The organism is Paraglaciecola sp. QJM3NY_14, from assembly GCF_056173245.1.
Genome location: NZ_CM149664.1, coordinates 3,922,107 through 3,943,663 on the forward strand (window position 1 = coordinate 3,922,107; position 21,557 = coordinate 3,943,663).

General features: G+C 45.2%; 20 protein-coding genes. 10 read left to right on the forward strand and 10 right to left on the reverse strand.

The annotated features are described in order from the left end of the window. Window positions 1-38: 38 nt before the first annotated feature. From AC0VYA_RS16830 to AC0VYA_RS16870, 9 genes are all read right to left on the reverse strand, one after another. Window positions 39-782, reverse strand: a complete 744-nt coding sequence (locus AC0VYA_RS16830) for a redoxin family protein (RefSeq protein WP_473475529.1) — start codon at window positions 780-782, stop codon at window positions 39-41. Window positions 783-931: 149 nt separating this feature from the next. Further along, a complete protein-coding gene (gene yacG / locus AC0VYA_RS16835; protein ID WP_011576075.1) occupies window positions 932-1,162 on the reverse strand; it encodes a DNA gyrase inhibitor YacG in 231 nt (76 codons plus the stop codon). Between the two features lie 36 nt (window positions 1,163-1,198). Next, complete coding sequence (gene zapD / locus AC0VYA_RS16840) at window positions 1,199-1,951, reverse strand: cell division protein ZapD (RefSeq protein WP_475489025.1); 753 nt, start codon at window positions 1,949-1,951, stop codon at window positions 1,199-1,201. Window positions 1,952-2,081: 130 nt separating this feature from the next. Further along, complete coding sequence (gene coaE, locus AC0VYA_RS16845) at window positions 2,082-2,696, reverse strand: dephospho-CoA kinase (RefSeq protein ID WP_475489026.1); 615 nt, start codon at window positions 2,694-2,696, stop codon at window positions 2,082-2,084. 34 nt (window positions 2,697-2,730) lie between these two features. Next, the gene (locus AC0VYA_RS16850) at window positions 2,731-3,633 is read right to left on the reverse strand and encodes a prepilin peptidase (protein WP_475489027.1); all 903 of its coding nucleotides are present in this window, start codon (window positions 3,631-3,633) and stop codon (window positions 2,731-2,733) included. Between the two features lie 106 nt (window positions 3,634-3,739). Next, window positions 3,740-4,945: a type II secretion system F family protein gene (locus AC0VYA_RS16855; RefSeq protein WP_473475534.1), complete on the reverse strand. Its 1,206-nt coding sequence runs from the start codon at window positions 4,943-4,945 to the stop codon at window positions 3,740-3,742. Window positions 4,946-5,009: 64 nt separating this feature from the next. Next, a complete protein-coding gene (locus AC0VYA_RS16860) occupies window positions 5,010-5,456 on the reverse strand; it encodes a pilin (RefSeq protein ID WP_475489028.1) in 447 nt (148 codons plus the stop codon). A 204-nt stretch (window positions 5,457-5,660) separates the two neighbouring features. Continuing rightward, window positions 5,661-6,503, reverse strand: a complete 843-nt coding sequence (nadC, locus tag AC0VYA_RS16865; protein ID WP_475489029.1) for a carboxylating nicotinate-nucleotide diphosphorylase — start codon at window positions 6,501-6,503, stop codon at window positions 5,661-5,663. 47 nt (window positions 6,504-6,550) lie between these two features. Further along, window positions 6,551-7,087 (reverse strand): retropepsin-like aspartic protease family protein, encoded by a 537-nt coding sequence (locus AC0VYA_RS16870; protein WP_475489030.1) that lies wholly within the window; start codon window positions 7,085-7,087, stop codon window positions 6,551-6,553. Window positions 7,088-7,154: 67 nt separating this feature from the next. Here AC0VYA_RS16870 and ampD point away from each other — a divergent pair, with 67 nt between their 5' ends. From ampD to AC0VYA_RS16910, 8 genes are all read left to right on the forward strand, one after another. After that, entirely contained in the window at window positions 7,155-7,739 is a 585-nt protein-coding gene (ampD, locus tag AC0VYA_RS16875; protein ID WP_473475539.1) for a 1,6-anhydro-N-acetylmuramyl-L-alanine amidase AmpD, read from the forward strand. Window positions 7,740-7,783: 44 nt separating this feature from the next. Further along, window positions 7,784-8,596, forward strand: coding sequence for a beta-lactamase regulator AmpE (gene ampE / locus AC0VYA_RS16880; protein ID WP_473475540.1), 813 nt, complete (start codon window positions 7,784-7,786; stop codon window positions 8,594-8,596). A 217-nt stretch (window positions 8,597-8,813) separates the two neighbouring features. Next, window positions 8,814-9,569: a GntR family transcriptional regulator gene (locus tag AC0VYA_RS16885; RefSeq protein ID WP_475489031.1), complete on the forward strand. Its 756-nt coding sequence runs from the start codon at window positions 8,814-8,816 to the stop codon at window positions 9,567-9,569. Window positions 9,570-9,675: 106 nt separating this feature from the next. Further along, entirely contained in the window at window positions 9,676-12,348 is a 2,673-nt protein-coding gene (gene aceE, locus AC0VYA_RS16890; protein ID WP_011576086.1) for a pyruvate dehydrogenase (acetyl-transferring), homodimeric type, read from the forward strand. 20 nt (window positions 12,349-12,368) lie between these two features. Continuing rightward, window positions 12,369-14,369: a dihydrolipoyllysine-residue acetyltransferase gene (gene aceF / locus AC0VYA_RS16895; protein WP_475489032.1), complete on the forward strand. Its 2,001-nt coding sequence runs from the start codon at window positions 12,369-12,371 to the stop codon at window positions 14,367-14,369. Window positions 14,370-14,481: 112 nt separating this feature from the next. Beyond that, complete coding sequence (gene lpdA / locus AC0VYA_RS16900) at window positions 14,482-15,906, forward strand: dihydrolipoyl dehydrogenase (RefSeq protein WP_011576088.1); 1,425 nt, start codon at window positions 14,482-14,484, stop codon at window positions 15,904-15,906. Between the two features lie 342 nt (window positions 15,907-16,248). Beyond that, on the forward strand, window positions 16,249-18,330 hold the full coding sequence (locus AC0VYA_RS16905) for a M13 family metallopeptidase (protein ID WP_475489033.1): 2,082 nt from the start codon (window positions 16,249-16,251) through the stop codon (window positions 18,328-18,330). A 166-nt stretch (window positions 18,331-18,496) separates the two neighbouring features. Continuing rightward, window positions 18,497-18,745 (forward strand): DUF1289 domain-containing protein, encoded by a 249-nt coding sequence (locus AC0VYA_RS16910; RefSeq protein WP_475489034.1) that lies wholly within the window; start codon window positions 18,497-18,499, stop codon window positions 18,743-18,745. On the opposite strand, the gene AC0VYA_RS16915 is transcribed toward AC0VYA_RS16910, so the two are convergent. Beyond that, window positions 18,742-19,683, reverse strand: a complete 942-nt coding sequence (locus tag AC0VYA_RS16915) for an alpha/beta fold hydrolase (protein WP_475489035.1) — start codon at window positions 19,681-19,683, stop codon at window positions 18,742-18,744. The genes AC0VYA_RS16910 and AC0VYA_RS16915 overlap by 4 nt on opposite strands. A gap of 125 nt (window positions 19,684-19,808) precedes the next feature. Here AC0VYA_RS16915 and AC0VYA_RS16920 point away from each other — a divergent pair, with 125 nt between their 5' ends. Next, window positions 19,809-20,639, forward strand: coding sequence for an HDOD domain-containing protein (locus AC0VYA_RS16920; RefSeq protein WP_475489036.1), 831 nt, complete (start codon window positions 19,809-19,811; stop codon window positions 20,637-20,639). A 193-nt stretch (window positions 20,640-20,832) separates the two neighbouring features. Next, window positions 20,833-21,549, forward strand: coding sequence for a DUF481 domain-containing protein (locus AC0VYA_RS16925; protein ID WP_041714558.1), 717 nt, complete (start codon window positions 20,833-20,835; stop codon window positions 21,547-21,549). Window positions 21,550-21,557 lie beyond the last annotated feature (8 nt).

Below are 21,557 nucleotides of genomic sequence, written 5' to 3' on the forward strand. Positions count from 1 at the left end.
ACATGGTTAGCCCTTACAGTATTTATATTGCGATAAGTTTATTTGTTAAAAAATTCTGCCAATTCATCGCTACCACCGATGTGCTGACCATTGATGAACACCTGCGGCCAAGTATCGTTACCTGAAATAGCTTTCATACCAGTGAAAGTAATTTCTTTGCCCATCACAAGTTCTTCAAACTCGTAACCTTTTTCTGTTAACAAAGCTTTTGCTTTGGTACAGAAAGGACAACCAGGTTTAGTGAAAATTGCTGCAGGAGCGGGTTTAGCCGCATTTGGAGCAATGTACTCAAGCATGGTATCAGCATCAGATACTTCAAACGGGTCGCCTGGTAAATCCGGTTCGATGAACATCTTGTCTACCACACCGTCTTTTACCAGCATAGAGTAACGCCAGCTGCGTTTGCCAAACCCAAGGTCTGCTTTATCAACAAGCAAGCCCATGCCGTCAGTAAATTCACAGTTACCATCTGGTAATAAGCTGATGTTTTGCGCTTCTTGGTCTTGCGCCCATGCGTTCATCACGAATGTATCGTTTACAGAAACACATACTATTTCATCTACACCGTTGGCTTTAAACACTTTCGCCAGTTCGTTGTAACGCGGTAAGTGAGTAGATGAACAAGTCGGCGTAAATGCACCAGGTAAAGAGAACACGACGACGGTTTTTCCTGAGAATATTTCATCTGTAGTACGTTTTTCCCATTCGTCGTTCACACGTACAGGGAAAGTCACATCAGGAACACGTTGGCCTGTTTTATCTGCAAAATTTGGATTAGACATAATATCTCCAGTTAGTTATTGGGTTAATCAATTTGATGTAGCTACTATAGCCCACCACCAAGAACATAAAAAACAATTAAAATCTATCAGCTAAATCTAATTAATCGATTAAAGAAAGAGGTTTTGCCTAAATGCTCCTGCGTTGAAACTCACGCTTTGAAAAAGTCGTCTCCTTGCTGACTCAGCATCGCCTCAATCTCTTCTATATCAGGTAATTGTGACGTTTCTGCGTCTTTTGAGGGGCCGCAGGGTATCGCTTTTTGTTCGTCTGCCCATTCACCTAAATCAATTAGCTGACACTTCTTACTGCAAAAGGGTCGAAATGGACTACTTTCATGCCACTCGACCGATGTCTTACATGACGGACAATTCACCTTCATGACCGGCTCCTCTTTCAAATCGTAAATCGTTGCTGGTCAACAACAGGCCAACTTGCACGTTACGTGTTCGTCCACTGTTGTTGAGCCCTGCATATTCGGTGTGAACAACATAAACCGGATCGCATAGCGATATTTATTGCCGCTTAACATGGGGTAGTAACCTTGATCAGTTGCACTGATAACCCGGATAAGCTCATTTTTATCATCCGCAATGCCTTGGTAAAAACCTTTCGCCGCTTCTATTGGTACAAATCGGCCGCGTTCGCGCAAAAATGCCAGAATGACTTGTAAGCCGCGATCGATTAGATCGATGTCAGACATCCATCCTTTGATATCTCCTTGAATTCGCTCAAAAGGCTGTTGCAGCCAATAATGTAGGCTTGGCAAATCGAAACTGCAGGTGCCTCCAGGTATGGAAAAACGTTGGCGTATCGCTGCAAGAAAGCGGTCTTCTTTTAAATCTGAACCGAATTTTTTGGCACTTTTAAGCTCTTCACGCAAACGCAATATCTGCTGCAAAGCAGACTGTAAAGCGTCGTTATCAATGTTGGGGTGTTGTGACCATAGAACAAGGTTTTTTTCTTGTATTTCAATATCTTTTAGCACGTCTGTGCGAAGATCCAAACGCTCAAGTAAATCTAACAAAGTGAATAATGAAGATAGAAACTGAATATATTGCCAACTCTTGGTGGCTTCTTTCACTTGATTTAATTGTTGAAAAAGTTGCTCTAGGCGCAGATAAGTTCTGACCTTTTCATTGAGCGGAAATTCGTAAATGGCTTGGGGCATTACTCTCTCAAAGTTATGTGAATGTAGGTATGAAAAAAAGCGTAAACAGTTGGACAGCAAAAAGTCCAATTTGTTTATCATTCGATTTAATGCATCGACACAGCTATACAACGTCGATAATCAGCTTAAATCAAGACTGGTCGATAGCGCCAGCGTACTTAAGGTAGCTATGATGAAGATTAGCAACCTGTTTTACCAGCGCGATTTCGTTGCCACTATTATCTATCACGTCATCAGCAACCTCAAGCCGTTGTTGCCTAGTCGCCTGAGACGCCATAATGGACTTGATCAACGTCTCACCTGCTTTATCCCGCGCCATGCTTCGCTGCAATTGCATTTCCTCGGGCACATCGACGATCAGAACCCTATCGACAGTTTTGTAACTACCGTTTTCAACCAGTAGCGGGACGCTTAACATACAGTAGGCTGACGTCGCTTCGATTGTTTGACGCAAGGTTTCTTGTCTTATTAGGGGGTGTAGTAACGCATTGAGCCACGCTTTAGCCTGCTCATCACTGAAAATTATCTCCCGTAGTGCGCGCCGATTAAGGCATTGCCCTTGATCTAAAATCCCTGTACCAAATTTAGTAATTATGGCGCGCAAACCTTTGGTACCCGGGGCTACCACATCTCTGGCAATCACATCCGCATCAATAATATCAACGTCTAACTTGGCGAACTCGTTGGTAACAGTCGTTTTACCGCTGCCAATTCCCCCACTGATCCCAACAACATAGTTACTCATAGCGCTTTCTCGTATCTTTTTATCATGATGTTGCTCATCGTATGCCAACCCACTGCCAGTAATAGTCAGAAATCCAATCTCCGTATAACAAGGTTAGCCAACCAGCAATGGCCAAATACGGTCCAAAGGGAATCGCTTGACCTTTGTCCTTGCCCTGAATCGTCAATATGCTAATTCCAATAACAGCGCCAACCAATGAAGACATGAGGATAACGATAGGCAAATACTGCCATCCTAACCAAGCACCAAGCGCAGCCAGTAGTTTGAAGTCTCCATACCCCATACCTTCCTTACCTGTGAGTAACTTGAATGCCCAATACACAGACCAAAGACTTAAATAGCCTGTGGTCGCCCCTATGATCGAATCTGTGGGTGTTACGTCAGGGTTAATAATACTGAACAGTAATCCCATCCACAGTAACGGTAGCGTGAGCTGGTCAGGCAACAACATGGTATCAATATCGATAAAAATCAGCGCAACTAAGACCCAAGTCAGCACCACGGCTGCAAGCGCTGACCAAGAATAACCAAAATGCCAGGCTATCCACACGGAGCAAAATGCAGTGCCTAGCTCAACAAGAGGGTAACGAACTGAAATAGCGTTTTGACATTGGCTGCATTTCCCTCTAAGCAACAACCAGCTTAGCACCGGGATATTTTCCCACGCCCGAATTTTATGCTGGCAGTTTGGACAGGTCGAATCAGGTTTCACAAGGTTAAAATTTGCAAGCTCAGCAGGTGTCTTGCTAGGCGTATTTTCGAGCGCTGTGTCAGTATCAAAGTGCGCGTGAAAATCCGCTTTCCAGCTGCGCTCCATCATAATGGGTAAGCGATAAATAACCACATTCAAGAAGCTACCTATCATCAAGCTAATGATAAAAACAAAACCGAGGAAAAAAATGAGAGAGTCAGCCATCAGCTGAAAAATTGCATCCATTGTACAGAGCTTTTAAAGGCGATTAATGGTCGCTAGCTTGCCAGAAAAGGCAAGGCGAAACTAGGCCTCAGGACAGATTGTACGGCTGTTGCAGCCTTTTTACTCCTTAAACGACATTACCCATTTCGAATATCGGTAAATACATGGCAACAATCAAACCACCAATCACCACCCCAAGCACGGCCATTATCATAGGCTCTAGTAAGCTGGTTAGGCCATCCACCATATCGTCGACTTCTGCTTCGTATATCGTCGCGATTTTACTCAGCATATCATCTACTGCGCCGGCCTCTTCACCAATAGCAACCATTTGTGTCACCATATCAGGAAATACAGCCGTGGCGCGCATGGCCGTATTCATTTGCGTACCGCCAGCGACTTCTTTTTTAACGAATAAAATAGCATCCCGAAACACCGCATTACCCGACGCTCCTGCGGCAGAATCAAGGGCACCGATTAAGGGAACGCCCGCAGCAAAAGTCGTGGCTAAGGTGCGACTAAAGCGCGCCACCGCGGCTTTTTTTAATATTTCTCCAATCACAGGGATTTTAAGCATTTTGCCATCTAGGCTGTCTCGTAATCGTTTTGATTTTTTATAAGTCTTACTGAATACAATACTCGCTACCACTAAGCCAGCCCCCACGAACAGACCGTAGTCTTGCAAAAAGCGGGAAATAGCCAACACAAACTGAGTAAATGCCGGCAACTCAGCACCAAAGCTACTGAAAATTTCTTCAAATTGCGGTACCACGAATATGAGCAATATGGTGGTGACAATAAAGGCCACTACAATAACGGCCACCGGATAAAACATGGCTTTTTTAATTTTTGATTTTAACGCTTCAGCCTTTTCTTTGTACGTGGCGATCCTGTCGTAAATGGTTTCAAGGGCACCCGATTGCTCTCCGGTCGACACTAAATCGCAATACAAATCATCAAATTGCTCTGGATGTTTGCGCAGCGCACTTGAAAAAGGATTACCCGCTTTTACTTCGCCGCCTATTTCCCCCAACATTTTGCGCATATTCGGGTTGTTATGCCCACCCGCTATCATATCTATGGTCTGAATTAAGGTGACCCCAGCGCTTAACATCGTCGCGATTTGCCGAGAGATAATACTGATGTCCACGGGTTTGATTTTCTGAGCACCAAAGAAAGGCTTTGAGAGCTTTTTGACTTTCTTAGCCGATACGCCTTGGCGACGTAACAGGTTTTTTGCCTCTAATACCGATACCGCACTGATCTCCCCTTTCACAGTTTGACCTTTACGGTTGGCTCCGCTCCATACAAAGGTAGTGGTGGCTTTTGGCATAGGGCGCTCTCTTAAATGAAAAAGCCCAGCAAGAGGCTGGGCAGAAATTCGTTTTATTAGCTAATTAACATAAGTTAGCAGCAATACAACCACCTGAAGTAGCCCAGTTGACCGAGCCAGCAGCAACGGTGCCGGTTAACACATAAGTTTGAGCGGCGGTAACACCAGACTGCACATCAGCGTTAGGAGTGACAGTTACAACGTATCCAGCTGCTTCTGTTCCTGAGATCACCACGGTGTTTACTAGCTCACCTGACGCCCAGCCAGCTTGATCGGCAAGATCATCACAGTTTGCCGGAATACCGGTTTGCACACAGATTTCAACAGCCGTTTTAGCTGGGCCAGCGGCTGACACCACTTCACTGAAGCCGGCTTTTGCGGTGTAAGTTTGATAGGCAGGTAGAGCTATCATGGCTAAGATGCCGATGATGGCCACCACGATCATTAATTCGATTAAGGTAAAACCGCTTTGTTTTTTTGTCGCGACTGTATTGATGTCAGTTGTGTTCATGGAGCTCTCCTGCACTTGCTCGGTGCATGTTTTGTAAGTTGGGCCCTAGTCACAATTTTGTAACAAGGCGTGTTGTTAATTCCAGTTCAGTATAGAACGCCCCGACCAACTGACAAGTATGCAGGGCTATACCTAGGTTTATGAAATTAGTAACTTAACTCATTACCAACCAGATCCTATTGAAAAATAAGGCAGTATCAAAAATTAACCGACCACGCGCAATGATAAATCAATGGCTTGCACATGTTTGGTGAGTGCACCACTTGAAATGTAATCCACTCCCACTTGTGCAAGTTCAGCAATACGCTCTTTGGTGATATTACCGGACACTTCCAATTTACTCGCACCTTGGGTCAATGCGACGGCTTGACGCGTGTCCTGTAATGAGAAATTATCCAGCATAATAATATCCGCTTTCGCATCTAATGCCTGTTTGAGTTCTTCTAGGTTTTCTACTTCCACCTCAACAGGAATATCAGGGTGCATTTCACGCGCTTTTCCTATCGCATTAGCGATAGAGCCACAGGCCAAAATGTGGTTCTCTTTAATCAAATATGCATCAAACAAACCGATACGATGGTTTTTGCCACCGCCACAGGTCACGGCATATTTTTGCGCTAGGCGCATGCCTGGAAGGGTTTTGCGGGTATCCAGCAGCTTGGTGTTACTGTCCCCTAAAGCTTGTACATAATCAGCTACAACGGTGGCAGTACCAGACAAGGTTTGTAAGAAGTTTAACGCTGTTCGCTCGCCGGTCAAAATCACCCGGGCGTTACCGCTGATCTGACACAATACGGTATCTGCTTTAACGTGCTGCGCATCCTCTACATGCCAATTGATGTCAACATTGTCGTCCAACTGCATGAATGTCGCATTCACCCATTCCTTACCCGCAAGCACGCAATCTTCACGCGTGATAATGTTCACCACGATTTGCTGAGGTTCAGGGATGAGGTTGGCAGTAATGTCGCCCATGGTGCAGTCTGGACCGCCTAAATCTTCGAGTAATGCGGCTTTAACGGCCTCTTGAATTGCGTGTTGTAACATGTTGACTCTTTATTTATGAATAGGAAAATTTAACGATGAGCAAAGCGTTAATCGCTTCGCAGTATTAGCTGGTCGCCTCTTTGCGCGAATTCTACTTGTTTCAACGCGCTCATCCCAAGCAATATCTCATTGCCCATCATACCGGGATTTAAATGCGCCGTGACATTGCGTAAAACAATACCGCCAATTTGCAGTTCATCAATACTGGTTTGTGAGACGCGTAAACGCCCATTGGCTGTTTGCACCCAAGCTTGACGACCGGGCGTTAGCCCAAGCGACGGACCGAGCGCGCTGGGGATTGACACATTAGTCGCGCCAGTGTCCAACATAAATACAACCGGCTGAGCATTGATTAAACCACTAGTGACGTAATGCCCGTATCGATTTTGCTGCAGTTGTACCTCGATACGCTCACCTCGGGTTTGGCTTTGTGGCGTCATATTAGGATTAAGTTGCTGAGCAAGTTGTTTATGAAACAATAAGGTCAAAAGGCCCAACCCTGCGGCCCAAGCCAATATTAGCATCCATTTACCCATTGGGCTTTGGTCAGTCTGTGCGGCCTGCAATGGCCCATCTTTTGGCATATTCGATTCGACTTTTATCTTGTGACGTTAAATAATACCAACCTCACTGAGATTTAACAGGGTTGCTGTGTTGTCCTCATTATCACCATCTGATATTTCCACTCGATTAACCATCAAGCAGCATAGCGTTGTGCAAGCGCGGCACATCACAACGACTCACAAAGATGAACGCCCAGACCCACAAGATATTTCCGTTTTGGTTATCCATAATATATCGCTGCCGCCAAATCAGTTCGATAATAGCTACATTGAAGACTTCTTTGTCGGCAAGCTCGACCCAGCTGCACACCCTTTCTTTGAAGAGATCCACCAAATGCGTGTGTCAGCCCATTGCGTGATTAAGCGTGAGGGTGAAGTCATTCAGTTTGTGCCCTTTGATGAACGAGCTTGGCACGCTGGGGTGTCCAGTTTTCAAGGACGTGAGCGTTGTAACGACTATTCCATCGGCATTGAGCTTGAGGGAACTGATGACAGCGACTATACGACAAAGCAGTATGACGCATTAGAGCAACTCGCCAAGGCTATCATGCTGGCTTACCCAAAAATCACACTTGGCCGAATAGTAGGGCATAATGATATTGCCCCTGGCCGAAAAACGGACCCAGGAAGGTCATTCAACTGGCAACGCCTAAGACAAGGTTTGTGTCTTTAACAAAATATAAAAATAATGATAAAAATAAGAGTGAGGAATAAGACATGACCTTGATCAGTTTATTACTAGTGCTTTTTGTGGAGCGCGTGACGACTAAATCCAGATACTGGCAGGCCGACTTTTATAGCACTAAATACTTAGCTGCGTGGCAAAAGCGCGATGGGTTATCGAGTGACACGTCATTGCTATTTTTACTTGTAGCGATTGTCATTCCCCCTGTGATTATTTTTTGTTTTTTAAGCTTTGCTGTTGGTCAGATTATCGCGTTTATCATCAGCACGACCATACTCATGGTGTGCATGGGCTGCCCTAGCGTTCGTGCAACCTACAAATGCTATTTACAAGCCGCTAATCGCGGTGACATGGAAGCGTGTAGCTTATACGAAGACCAAATCTGTGAGAGCGAACAGATCTCGGCCACATTCGGGCAAAATTTAGTCTGGCAAAATTATCGCCACTATGCCGCTGTCATTTTATTCTTTGTACTACTTGGCGCACCAGGCGCTGTTTTTTACGTATTGGCGCGGGCGGTTCAATCTCAAATGGCCTTTGAGAATAAAACCGCCAATCAACTCATGCATGTTCTTGATTGGTTGCCTGTACGCATCACCTCTTTAGGCTTTTTGTTGGTTGGGCATTTCTCTCGTGCGCTACCTATTTGGCTGGGACACTTTCTCACGCCGAGCATTTCCGCTAAGAAATTACTGGTGGATGTGTCTAGAGCGGCAGAAGATATCGAGCCAAATGAACGCAATTGCACTGAAGAGCCTTGTACTCTCGTCAAGCTAGCAAAACGAAATATTCTATTCTTAATGGCCGTTATCGCTGGATTAACCCTTGGTGGTTGGCTCAGTTGACACATCAGACCAGCCGGGCTAAATCCCCTTAATCTCCCGCAATTTGGGTTATCTGTTCACTTTTTTTTACTTTATTCAGCTCCTTTTAAGCAAATAGACATTTACCCAATGGCGATACTGCTCTAAGCTATTGGGTTAATTGGTCTTACCAATTGTCCAATTTGCATGTTTTACGTCCCGAGCGTGCGATTTTAAAAGACAGGAGTGGTTACACGACATGCAGCATGTTCGTACAAAAAAATTGTCCGATGAAATAATGGAGCGAATTGAATCCATGTTGATTGACGGCACTTTTCTTTCTGGACAAAAAATGCCGTCTGAACGTGAGCTGGCATTAAAGTTTGCGGTGTCTCGCCCTTCCGTTCGTGAAGCAATACAAAAATTGGAAGCCAAAGGATTAGTTGAACGCAAGCAAGGCGGCGGAACATTTGTAAAACGTCGGATGAACACGTTGCTCACCGACCCGTTAATGGCCTTGTTGACCACGCGGCCTGAAACGCAATTTGATTTATTGGAATTTCGCCACGCGCTCGAAGGAATGGCAGCTTATTACGCTGCGTTGCGGGGACAACAGAGTGATTACGACGCCTTGCAAAATGCACTGTCAAACTTACCCAGTGCAACGCAGCAAAGTGATCACAATAAAGAAGCCGAAGCATTGGTTGAATTTTATCTAACAATGGCTATTGCAGCCCATAACGTGGTGTTATTACATGTTATGCGCAGCTTCGAAGCCCTTTTAAAAGATAATATTTATCGAAATTTAGTTTTTTTATCTGCCTACCCTGACGCTCAGCTGATGATTAATTCTCAACGTAAAAATATTGTACAAGCCATTATTAACCGTGACCCTGAATTGGCTCGCGAGGCAAGTAACGAACACCTTGGATACATAGAAAAAACCTTGTTAGATATTAATCGTCAAGACATGCGTATACAAAGAGCGTTGCGAAGAATAGAAGTAAAAGAGTAGTCGTTTTAAGTAAACAATGAATCGCTTTTATGACCGGTATGCACTACATAAGTGCTACTGAAATAAAAGTAAATTTGATAAACAACTTTAAATATAGGAGAGCACCATGGCTGATATGATGCATCCGGATGTGGATCCACAAGAAACGCAAGAATGGTTAGATGCCTTAGACGCAGTATTAGAAGAAGAAGGCATTGACCGTGCGCATTATTTGCTAGAAAGCTTAGTAGAAAAAGCCCGTCGCAATGGTGCGTATTTGCCTTATGATGCGACCACAGCATATATCAATACGATCCCTGCAGGCCAAGAGCCTACCATGCCAGGTGACCAAACCATTGAAGCCAACATCCGCAGAGCCATTCGCTGGAACGCGATGATGATGGTGCTTCGCGGCTCTAAGAAAGACTTAGAGCTAGGCGGCCATATTTCAAGTTTTGCCTCTTCTGCCATGTTGTACGATGTAGGCTTTAACCACTTTTTCCGCGCACCTAACGAGAAAGATGGCGGTGATTACTTGTTCGTACAAGGTCACGTGTCACCTGGAATATACTCACGTGCATTTATTGAAGGGCGTCTAAGCGAAGACCAACTTGACGGCTTCCGTCAGGAAGTAGACGGCAAAGGTGTTTCATCTTATCCGCACCCTAAATTAATGCCTGATTTCTGGCAGTTCCCAACTGTATCTATGGGCTTAGGCCCGATGCAGGCGATTTACTTAGCGCGCTTCTTAAAATACCTAACCAGCCGAGGCCTGAAAGACTGTTCAGATCAACGCGTATGGTGCTTTATGGGTGACGGTGAAGTCGATGAGCCAGAAAGCTTGGGGGCTATTGGTCTTGCATCACGCGAAGGCCTAGACAACCTAACATTTGTCATTAACTGTAACCTACAGCGCCTAGATGGCCCGGTACGTGGTAATGGTAAGATTATCCAAGAACTAGAAGGCACGTTCCGCGGCGCAGGCTGGGAAGTATTGAAAGTTATTTGGGGCCGTTACTGGGATCCACTATTGGCCCGCGACTCATCAGGCAAATTGCTTGATGTGATGAACGAAACGGTTGATGGTGAATACCAAAACTACAAAGCGAAAGGCGGTGCTTACACACGTGAGAACTTCTTTGGCAAATACCCTGAGTTAAAAGAAATGGTGTCAAATATGTCAGACGATGACATTTGGCGCTTGAACCGTGGCGGTCACGATCCGGTTAAAGTTTACGCTGCGTACAAGCGCGCAACTGAAACCAAAGGTCGTCCACAGGTTATCCTAGCCAAAACCGTTAAAGGTTACGGCATGGGCTCAGCAGGTGAAGGTAAAAATATCGCTCACAACGTGAAGAAAATGGACGTGGATTCGGTACGTGAATACCGTGACCGTTTTAATATTCCTGTTGCAGACGAAGATATTGCAAACTTGCCGTATTTCAAATTTGCTGAAGACAGTGAGGAAATGAAATACATGCGTGCCCGCCGTGAGTCGCTACATGGTTATATGCCAGTACGTCTTGCAAAAAGCACTGAAGACTTACCTGCTCCTCCTCTTAAAGCGTTTGAAGCGATTACTAAAGGATCGGGTGATCGTGAAATCTCGACCACTATGGCCTTCGTTCGTGTACTCACCGTTATGTTGAAAGACAAAAAAGTCGGTTCTCGCGTCGTGCCCATCATTCCTGATGAAGCTCGTACGTTTGGTATGGAAGGCTTATTCCGTCAAGTTGGTATCTATTCCAATGGCGGTCAAAAGTACGTCCCTCAAGATAAAGATCAAGTGGCTTACTATCGTGAAGACGAAAAGGGCCAAGTACTGCAAGAAGGTATTAACGAGCTAGGCGCAATGGCCTCGTTTGTTGCGGCTGGTACGTCATATTCGACCAACGATTTGCCTATGATCCCTGTTTATATTTACTACTCAATGTTCGGTTTCCAACGTGTTGGTGACATGGCGTGGGCAGCGGGTGACAGTCAAACACGCGGTTTCTTAGTCGGCGGTACAGCGGGTAGAACAACCCTCAACGGCGAAGGTTTACAGCACCAAGATGGTCACAGCCACATTCAAGCTGGCTTAATTCCTAACTGTGTGTCTTATGACCCAACCTATGGTTACGAAATTGCCGTTATCGTTCAAGACGGTATGCGCCGGATGTTTGAAGAGCAAGAGAACGTGTTCTATTACCTGACCGTAATGAATGAAAACTACGTTCAACCAGCTATGCCTGATAACGTTAGCGAAGGTATCGTCAAAGGTATTTATAAACTTGAGCATCAAGGTAACGCCAGCAACAAGACCAAGGTGAAACTGCTTGGCTCTGGCACCATCTTAGAGCAAGTACGTGAAGCTGCTAAGATTTTGCATGACAAGTACTCTGTTGCATCAGAAGTCTACAGCGTGACCTCATTCAATGAGTTGGGTCGTGACGGCTTGGATTGCGAGCACTTTAACTTGTTGAATCCTGAAAAAGAGCAACGCGTTCCTTACATCACGACAGTATTAAACGACGGTTTTGATGGCCCAACTATCGCAGCAACGGATTACATCAAAACTTATGTAGACCAAGTACGTGCGTTTGTTCCTGGTCAATACAAAGTGCTAGGCACAGACGGTTTCGGCCGCTCAGATAGCCGGGCTAACTTGCGTCATCATTTTGAAGTAGATGCTAAATTCGTGGTCATTGCTGCCCTTCGTGAATTAGTTACAGCGGGTAACATCGATAAGAAAGTATTGGTAGATGCGATTGCAGAATATGGCATTGATCAAAATAAAATTAACCCGCTTTACGCATAACCATTGAGGATTAAATCAAAATGTCAGATATAAAAGATGTATTGGTACCCGATGTGGGTGGCGACGAAGTAGAAGTCATTGAAGTACTTGTTGCTGTTGGCGACGACGTTGACGCAGAAGCATCCCTTATCACGGTAGAAAGCGATAAAGCGAGCATGGATATCCCTGCCCCTTTCGCTGGTAAAATCAGTGATATTTCGGTCAAGGTCGGTGACAAAATCAGCCAAGACCAACTGATCATGAAAATGTCCAGTGGTGACAGCGCACCCGCAGCTCAAGAGTCTCAAGAGCAAGCCCCTGAGCCTGCTAAGACTGAAGCTGCCAGCCCTGCGAAAGAAGAAGCACCAGCGGCTTCTTCAGCAGCACAAGTGATTGAAGTGACCGTACCCGACATCGGTGGTGACACCGATGTTGAGGTCATTGAAATCCTTGTCGCCGCCGGCGATAGCATCGAAGAAGAAACAGGCCTTGTCACCCTTGAAACAGACAAAGCCACTATGGACGTTCCTTCACCTAAAGCAGGTGTTGTTAAAGAAGTGAAGCTCAGTACTGGTGATAAAGTATCTGAAGGCTCATTAGTGATTTTGCTTGAAGTCGCAGGTAGTGCGCCAGCGCAAGCTGACTCTGCACCTCAAGCACAAGCAGCGCCGGCTCAAAAGCAAACTCAAGCCGAAAGTGCCCCTGCAGCACAAGAAGAACAAACCTCTGGCGAACCTGAAACGATTGAAGTGACTGTACCGGATATCGGTGGCGACACTGATGTCGATGTCATTGAAGTCTTAGTTGCAGTTGGTGATGAAGTCGAAGAAGAAACCGGTTTAATCACACTTGAAACAGACAAAGCGACCATGGACGTCCCCGCACCTAAAGCGGGTGTGGTTAAAGAGCTTAAAATCAACGTTGGTGATAAGGTTTCAGAAGGTTCAGTCGTGCTTCTGCTTGAAGTCGCTGGTAGCGCTGTGAAAGCAGCGCCTAAGGCTGCACCTAAAGCACCTGAGCCACAAGCATCACAAGCATCAGCGCCTGCGCAACAAGCCCCTAAATCAGCCCCTGTGCCTCATCATCCTTCAGCGGGTGAGCGCGGTAAAGCAGGGAAAGTACATGCCTCACCTTCGGTACGTCGTGTAGCTCGTGAATTTGGTGTTGATTTAACCCAAGTCAAAGGCACTGGCCCTAAAAACCGTGTGTTAAAAGAAGATGTTCAATCTTACGTTAAGTATGAATTGTCTCGTCCTAAGATGACCTCAGGTTCTTCGGTTAATGCTGGCGGTGGCGGTTTACAAGTGCTTGCGCCACCTAAAGTTGATTTCAGCAAATTCGGCGAAATAGAAGAAATTCCATTGACTCGTATCCAGAAGATTTCTGGACCGAACTTGCATCGCAACTGGGTCACTATCCCACACGTCACTCAGTTTGAAGAAGCTGATATCACAGACTTAGAAGCGTTCCGTAAGCAGCAAAATGTGGTTGCTGAGAAGAAAAAGCTTGGCTTTAAAATAACGCCATTGGTCTTCATGATGAAAGCCGTAGCGGATGCCCTTCAAGCGTACCCCGTGTTTAATTCTTCTTTGTCTGAATCAGGTGAAAGCTTGATCCAGAAGAAGTATTTCCACGTGGGTATTGCGGTAGAAACACCAAACGGTTTAGTTGTACCTGTGGTACGTGATGTTGATAAGAAAGGCATTTACGAGCTATCGAAAGAATTGATGGATATAAGCATCAAGGCGCGAGACGGCAAACTGAAGGCGGCTGACATGCAAGGTAGTTGTTTTACCATTTCCAGCCTAGGCGGAATTGGCGGAACCGCGTTTACCCCTATTGTAAATGCGCCAGATGTCGCCATATTAGGTGTGTCTAAAAGTGAAATGAAGCCGAAATGGAACGGTAAAGACTTCGAACCAAGGCTAATGTTGCCTTTATCTTTGTCTTACGATCACCGAGTCATTGATGGCGCAGTTGCCGCACGCTTCGCTGTACACTTGGGCAAAGTCCTAGGTGACTTGCGCGAAATGTTACTGTAACGAACAGCTAGGCGATAATGTACAAAAAGTTATCGCCTTTTCTTTGCTAACCAGACATCGGCTAGGTAGAATTTCCTAGAGTCTGGAAGAAAATCAATAGATTGAGGTCAAAATGAGTGAAATTAAAACTCAGTTGGTAGTGCTTGGTGCGGGCCCTGGTGGTTATTCCGCGGCTTTCCGTGCTGCTGACTTAGGAATCGAAACAGTAATTGTTGACGTAAACAGCAAGCTAGGTGGTGTGTGCTTAAACGTAGGGTGTATCCCTTCAAAAGCTCTGCTTCATGTAGCAAAGGTAATCGAAGAAGCTAAAGCGTTATCGGCTCATGGTGTCGATTTTGGCGCGCCAAAATTTGATTTAGACAAAATTCGTGACTGGAAAGACAGTGTAGTTGACAAACTCACTGGTGGTCTCGCTGGCATGTCTAAAATGCGTAAAGTGAAACACGTGCAAGGTTACGGCAAATTCACAGGCAGTAACACCCTTGAAGTGAAAGGCGACGACGGCACGACCACAATTTCTTTTGACAACGCTATTATTGCCGCCGGCTCTGAGCCTGTTAGCTTGCCATTTATCCCTCAAGATGACCCCCGGGTAATCGACTCAACTGGCGCCCTAGAGATGAAAGACATCCCTGGTAAAATGCTAGTTCTAGGCGGTGGTATCATCGGTCTTGAAATGGGTACGGTATACAGTGCGTTAGGTTCACAAATTGACGTGGTTGAGTTCTTGGATCAATTGGTGCCAGCAGCTGATAAAGACATCGTTAAGATTTACCAAAAAACCGTTAAAGATAAATTCAACATCATGCTTGAAACCAAAGTGACTGCGGTTGAAGCGAAAGATGACGGTTTGTACGTGACGTTTGAAGGCAAACAAGCACCGGCAGAACCGGTTAAATACGACAAAGTATTGGTTGCAGTGGGTCGTCGTCCTAACGGTAAGTTAGTTGATGCTGACAAAGCTGGTGTAACCGTTGATGAGCGCGGGTTTATCAATGTTGATAAGCAAATGCGCACCAACGTTAGCAGCATTTTTGCTATCGGTGACCTAGTAGGTCAACCTATGCTTGCTCACAAAGCCGTACATGAAGGCCATGTAGCGGCTGAAGTTATTTCTGGTATGAAGCATTACTTTGACCCGAAATGCATTCCTTCTGTTGCCTACACTGAGCCAGAAATGGCTTGGGTGGGGTTAACTGAAAAAGAAGCAAAAGAGCAAGGTATAAGCTTTGAAACAGCTAACTTCCCTTGGGCAGCTTCCGGTCGAGCAATCGCTTCTGCTGCTACCAACGGTATGACTAAGCTTATTTTTGATAAAGACACTCACCGTATCATCGGTGGTGCCATTGTGGGTACCAACGCAGGCGAAATGCTAGGCGAAATCGGTCTAGCGATCGAGATGGGAGCTGATGCTGAAGACATCGCATTGACTATCCATGCTCACCCTACCTTGAATGAGTCTATTGGTCTGGCTGCTGAAATGTACGAAGGTAGCATTACAGATTTGCCTAACCCGAAAGCGAAAAAGAAAAAGTAATATTTTTTAACCGCTTGCACGTTAGATTTTAAAAGGGCCTCAGGGCCCTTTTTTATTGCTCCCGATATGCTCTAGCTCTTATTTCCAACAGCGATGACTCGATGAATAACCTTTATAACGTGAAATACGCTGGAGTTATCTGAAATTCAGCTAAATGCAGTGTGTTACAAATTATCACACTTATTATGCGATTCTTAGAGTTAAGGATTTTGCACTTAACGGTTGTTGACATTAGACTGCTCGCTGCCTAAACGACAGAATAAAAGTGAGTGCACTGCCCGTTCTCGTGACGTATCACGAACTTTAGGCATAATGGTGTAACATCACTTCACAAGGAAAAATATGAAAAAGCTATCTTTAGTAGCAATGAGTGTATGCATTGCATTGGGTTTGAGCGCGTGTAGTCCTAGCCCTGAAAAAGAGTCAGAAACAAAACAAGAAATCACAAAAGTCGCTGAGAAAAAGGCCCCTGAACTATCAGGTATCGACTTAACGGCAATTGATAAAACCGTTCGTCCTCAAGACGACTTGTTTCGTTACGTAAATGGTACATGGCTTGAAACCACAGAGATTCCAGGAGACAAGTCTCGTTATGGTGTATTCAACGTGTTATATGATGATACCCAAGATCATCTTAAAACCATCATCCAAGAAGCTGCTGACAGCAACGCCAAGAAAGGCACCAATACGCAAAAATTAGGCGACATGTATAACAGTTACATGAACGTTGAATTAGCCAACTCGTTAGGCCTTTCACCACTTAAAGCTGAGCTTGATAGTATTAACGATATCAGTGATATGAAGCAAATATCGGCTAAATTTGGTGAGCTTTACACCAAAGGTATTGGCGGGATCTTCAACTTCTATGTGTCACCTGATGCCAAGAAACCTGAAGTTGTTGGTATGTACTTAGTGCAAGGCGGCTTGACCCTGCCTGATCGTGACTATTACAGTAAAGACGAAGAAAAATTTGTTAACTTCCGTAATGCAACGCAAACATACATGGCAGCTCTACTAGAAAAAGCTGGCTTAAGTGACCCTGAGCAAGCCGCTTCAGAGTTAATGGATTTAGAAAAAGACATAGCCTCCAAGCACATCTCGCGCGTAGAAAGCCGTGATGCAGAAAAAAACTACAACAAACGCAGCGTGCAAGAAGTAACCAGCTTAATGGGCGATAGCTTTGACTGGCAGGCTTATGCTGCTGCTAGCGGTATCAGCAGTGTGGATGAAATTATCGTGCGCAACATGCCTTACTTTGAAGCCGTAGGCGAGATATACGCAAACCATGACGTGCAAGTTTGGAAGAACTATCTCACTTATAATTTGCTCGATGCTTACGCCTCTCGTTTAGATGAAGAACTGGTGAATCTGCATTTTGATTTCCATTCAAAAACTCTCAATGGTATCCCCGAGCAGCAACCCCGTTGGAAACGTGCCGTCGCCGCAACCAGTAGCGTGTTAGGTGAAGTATTAGGCCAACAATATGTTGAGCGTCACTTTACCCCAGAAGCAAAAGCAAAAATGGATGAGTTAGTTAAAAACTTGACCAAAGCGTACGGTGAAAGCATTGATCAACTCGAGTGGATGACGCCTGAAACGAAGAAAGCAGCACGTGAAAAACTCGCAAAATTTACACCTAAAATCGGTTATCCAGATAAATGGTTGAATTACGATGATTTAACCATTGCCGCAGACGACTTGGTTGGCAATTATCTGCGTTATTTCGAATTTGATCACGCCGTAGATGTCGCTAGAATTGGCAATCCTGTCGATAAAGCTGATTGGGGCATGACACCGCAAACAATCAACGCTTACTACAGCCCAGTGCGTAATGAGATCGTCTTTCCAGCGGGTATTTTGCAATCACCGTTTTTTGATATGACCGCTGACGATGCCGTCAACTATGGCGCAATCGGTGCAGTCATTGGTCATGAAATCGGCCATGGCTTTGATGATCAAGGCTCAAAGTACGATGGTGAAGGCAATCTACGTAGTTGGTGGAGCGACGAAGATCGCGTCGCTTTCGATGTGCTTGGCAAAAAACTTGTTGCCCAATTTGATGCTTTCGAGCCTATCCCTGGTCAGAACGTTAACGGCGAGTTGACCCTTGGCGAAAACATTGGTGATTTAGCCGGTGTAACCATAGGTTACAAGGCATATCACATGTCATTAGGTGATAAAGAGGGCAAAATAATTGATGGCTTAACAGGCGATCAACGCTTCTTTATGGGTTACGCCCAAGTGTGGCGCAGCAAGATGCGTGAAGATGCTCTTCGCGCACGTTTGCTTAGCGATCCCCACTCACCTGGTGAGTACCGCGTGAATGGTATCGTTAGCAATGTGGATGCATTCTATAAAGCGTTTGACGTGAAAGAAGGCGACAATATGTATTTGAAACCGGAAGATCGTGTAAAAATCTGGTAGGTCAAGCACCTCAGTTCTACACAATCTGATATAAAAAAGCCAACTAGGGTTTCGCACCCTAGTTGGCTTTCTAGTATTTTGCCAACCGGTTTGTGTCACCTAAACAGTACCAATTGTCCCTCGCTCGACGTAAACTTTATGTTATCCCTCAAATAGGAACATCCTGTTGCAGCAACTTGAAATATTCCACATTGAAAGTCCTTGTATTGGCGTTTGCCAAGCAGGCCCGCGTGGATATTGCTTAGGCTGTTATCGCTCTAGAGAAGAACGGTTGCACTGGATCAACTTAGACGATCAAGTAAAAAGTAAGATTGTGAAGGCTTGTGCTCTGCGTAAAAAACGTGCTTTTGCGCGTAAGCGTAGCCAAGACGCGCCTCCCCCACACCTGCCTATTCAGGGCGACTTACTAGACTAAACCGCGGCTTTTAGTCGCTCACTGACCTTTCTTAAATCTGCACTGTGTGCGATGTTTGCTATATCGCTAACGATAGACTGCCACAATTCAATGGGCAACGTATGCCCCATTCCAGCATAAATTTTCAATATCGCGTTATCAATTGCGCTCGCGGTTGCTTGGCCGTTATTCACTGGAAGCAAGGGGTCACCCTCACCGTGAATAACCAATGTTGGTAAAGATAAGCGATTCAGATCGCTGGTGCGATCCTTAGCCGTTAAAATAGCAGCAAACTGGCGTAGTACTCCATCTGTGCTAACCCCTATTTCATAAGCTCGCCGCACTAGATTTTGCGTTCGAGGTAAGTCGAAGGTATAAAAATGACCATGCAGTAATCGCCAAAATTCAACACCACTTTCGATGCATTTTTCACGCTCTTTAGGCATCGGTTTCAACAGCTTAAGTAATACCATTTTGTCAGGCTTATAGAGGTTTTTATCACCGGTACTAGACATAATAGATGTCAAGCTCAGGACGTTTTGCGGATGATGTATGGCCAATAGCTGAGCTATCATTCCTCCCATTGATGCGCCCACTATATGGGCTTTAGTGATCCCTAATTGCGCCATCAAACTGACCACATCATCTGCCATATCTTTTAATGAATATGGGGTAGAAACTGTTGCGTCAAACAATCCACTTGCCGCCAACTGCAATAAATTCGGAGGCAAGCTATCAGCCAGTACTGTGCTCTCTCCCACATCTCGATTATCGAAGCGGATCACCCAGAAGCCTTGTTCGGCGAGCATGTTACAGAACCCATCTTCCCAGAAAATGCGCTGGGCCCCTAGCCCCATGATTAGCATGATTGGGGGGTTTTCGCGCTTACCAAAAGCATCAAAAGCAAGGCGAACAGCGCCGGCGTGATTTCTCAATTCTACAGGTAGAGCATGGGGCATAAATAAGGACCTAAATGAAGACACTCCGTTTTGGCCTGTAAAAGCGCCTTTAGTTCAATGTCAATATTGCAACAATGAGGGCTATACTGAGCGACTAATAATAATAAAAATCAAAGAGCCAGCTTATGTTCACTGCTGATGAATACGCAAACCGTGCCACTGAGTCATTCGCTTTACCTAAAATTTGTATACAAATTCGCACGCTGCTGGACAGCAACAATGCCAGCACGGACGATATCGCCAGACTTGTCTCTACCGACCCTGCCCTTAGCTCCAAACTTCTGAAGCTGGCCAACAGTGCCTTGTTTCGTTTTGAATCTCAGGTGGATAACATTAATAAAGCCGTTAATGTGGTGGGCGGTGAAGCGCTGTATAACTTAGTGATGGCCGAGACGGCTGGCTCTGCGTTTGAACATTTCAGCAACGACGTCATTGATTTAAAGCGTTTCTGGTTACAGAGTATCTACGCTGCATTGGTGGCTAAACATTTAGCAAAAATGACGCAAACCCGCACCAGTGCTCGGTATTTTGTTATCGGCTTATTGCACAATATTGGTGAACTCATCGTGGCTGTGCAAACCCCTGAATTGGCAATTGCCTGTAACGATTACGACCAACATGTACCACCTTGGAAACGCCAAAAGTCAGTACTGGGATTCTATTATACGGATTGTACTCATGCGTTGTTAAAACAATGGGGACTCCCTGCGCATTTGTACCAAGTGTTGCCAGATGCCAACAATGAAACGGCAGCAAACTCGAGCCGTGAAGCAAGCCTAATGTTTATAATTTGCCGCGTGGCTGTTGCTATGGTTTCTCCTGATAAGTTTAGTGCTTTGAGTGTGATTCACCCGATGATTTTGCGCAAAGCGGGTTTAGAAGAACAAGACATAACGGACGGTATAAAATTCGCTCACATGGAAGCACAAACGATGATTGAACTTCTTAGCCCCTAATGTTCTAGTAGTAGCCTAAAGTAGAAGGCTTCAGCCATGTTTATGGATGCATTTACTATCCCGTTTAGCTATACTGCACGGCATTGTCTTTTAGCTACCTATCATGTTTCGAAGAATAATGCTTAGATACCTCATCTTGCTGGCACTATGTTTCCCCTGCCACGCTCAAATAAACATTATGCGCTCGCTCTACATGTCCGACAGCGGTGGAAACCTTCCAGCCTCTGGAAGCAACATCACGGCCACCGGTGAATTAGGTTTACTGTATAACAAGGGCAACACCAACTCTTCTAGTGTCAATGCTAAATTTAATATCAGTCACGAACTCGAGAAATGGAGCTATCAAGCGATTGCCAACACTCGGTATAAGACCTCAAAAGAAGCAGATGATGGGGGGGATGAATATGATGTCACTACGGCTCAGAAGAACTTTATCTCCACCCAAATAGACTTTAAGCTCGCCTCGCCGGATGAACGGATCTTTATTTACGCCGAATATGAAAATGATCGGTTCGATATTTATGACTACCAAACTTTAGTCGCCAGCGGTTGGAGCGAACGCCTTTGGCGTGACGAGTTTAGCGAGTTCAAATACAGTGTAGGACCGGGTTATGCTATCGCTGAAGCCAAAAACGACGAAGAAAATGATGACTTACAAGGCGTCATTCTACGTACTGCTTTGGAATACACCTTAGAAATATCTAAATCAGCGCAGTTTCGCCAGTTTATCAGCACAGAAACCGATCCCGAATACACCAAAACAAAATCAGAAACGTCACTTTCCACTAAAATATTTGGTTCATTAGCCATGAAGCTGTCCTTCATTATGGAACACAACAGCAACGCCGAAGTGAGCCAAGAGAGCCTAGATACGGAAACCGCTGTTACGCTTGTTTATCAATTTTTCTGATGCGCCAT

What these genes read in the sequence shown, in the direction of transcription:
- zapD (WP_475489025.1), bottom strand. Translation starts at nt 1,951, where the DNA reads ATGCCCCAAGCCATTTACGAATTTCCGCTCAATGAAAAGGTCAGAACT.
- AC0VYA_RS16860 (WP_475489028.1), bottom strand. Translation starts at nt 5,456, where the DNA reads ATGAACACAACTGACATCAATACAGTCGCGACAAAAAAACAAAGCGGT.
- AC0VYA_RS16850 (WP_475489027.1), bottom strand. Translation starts at nt 3,633, where the DNA reads ATGGATGCAATTTTTCAGCTGATGGCTGACTCTCTCATTTTTTTCCTC.
- ampE (WP_473475540.1), top strand. Translation starts at nt 7,784, where the DNA reads ATGACCTTGATCAGTTTATTACTAGTGCTTTTTGTGGAGCGCGTGACG.
- AC0VYA_RS16885 (WP_475489031.1), top strand. Translation starts at nt 8,814, where the DNA reads ATGCAGCATGTTCGTACAAAAAAATTGTCCGATGAAATAATGGAGCGA.
- AC0VYA_RS16925 (WP_041714558.1), top strand. Translation starts at nt 20,833, where the DNA reads ATGTCCGACAGCGGTGGAAACCTTCCAGCCTCTGGAAGCAACATCACG.
- lpdA (WP_011576088.1), top strand. Translation starts at nt 14,482, where the DNA reads ATGAGTGAAATTAAAACTCAGTTGGTAGTGCTTGGTGCGGGCCCTGGT.
- AC0VYA_RS16870 (WP_475489030.1), bottom strand. Translation starts at nt 7,087, where the DNA reads ATGCCAAAAGATGGGCCATTGCAGGCCGCACAGACTGACCAAAGCCCA.
- AC0VYA_RS16855 (WP_473475534.1), bottom strand. Translation starts at nt 4,945, where the DNA reads ATGCCAAAAGCCACCACTACCTTTGTATGGAGCGGAGCCAACCGTAAA.
- nadC (WP_475489029.1), bottom strand. Translation starts at nt 6,503, where the DNA reads ATGTTACAACACGCAATTCAAGAGGCCGTTAAAGCCGCATTACTCGAA.
- AC0VYA_RS16915 (WP_475489035.1), bottom strand. Translation starts at nt 19,683, where the DNA reads ATGCCCCATGCTCTACCTGTAGAATTGAGAAATCACGCCGGCGCTGTT.
- aceE (WP_011576086.1), top strand. Translation starts at nt 9,676, where the DNA reads ATGGCTGATATGATGCATCCGGATGTGGATCCACAAGAAACGCAAGAA.
- yacG (WP_011576075.1), bottom strand. Translation starts at nt 1,162, where the DNA reads ATGAAGGTGAATTGTCCGTCATGTAAGACATCGGTCGAGTGGCATGAA.
- coaE (WP_475489026.1), bottom strand. Translation starts at nt 2,696, where the DNA reads ATGAGTAACTATGTTGTTGGGATCAGTGGGGGAATTGGCAGCGGTAAA.
- aceF (WP_475489032.1), top strand. Translation starts at nt 12,369, where the DNA reads ATGTCAGATATAAAAGATGTATTGGTACCCGATGTGGGTGGCGACGAA.
- AC0VYA_RS16920 (WP_475489036.1), top strand. Translation starts at nt 19,809, where the DNA reads ATGTTCACTGCTGATGAATACGCAAACCGTGCCACTGAGTCATTCGCT.
- AC0VYA_RS16830 (WP_473475529.1), bottom strand. Translation starts at nt 782, where the DNA reads ATGTCTAATCCAAATTTTGCAGATAAAACAGGCCAACGTGTTCCTGAT.
- AC0VYA_RS16905 (WP_475489033.1), top strand. Translation starts at nt 16,249, where the DNA reads ATGAAAAAGCTATCTTTAGTAGCAATGAGTGTATGCATTGCATTGGGT.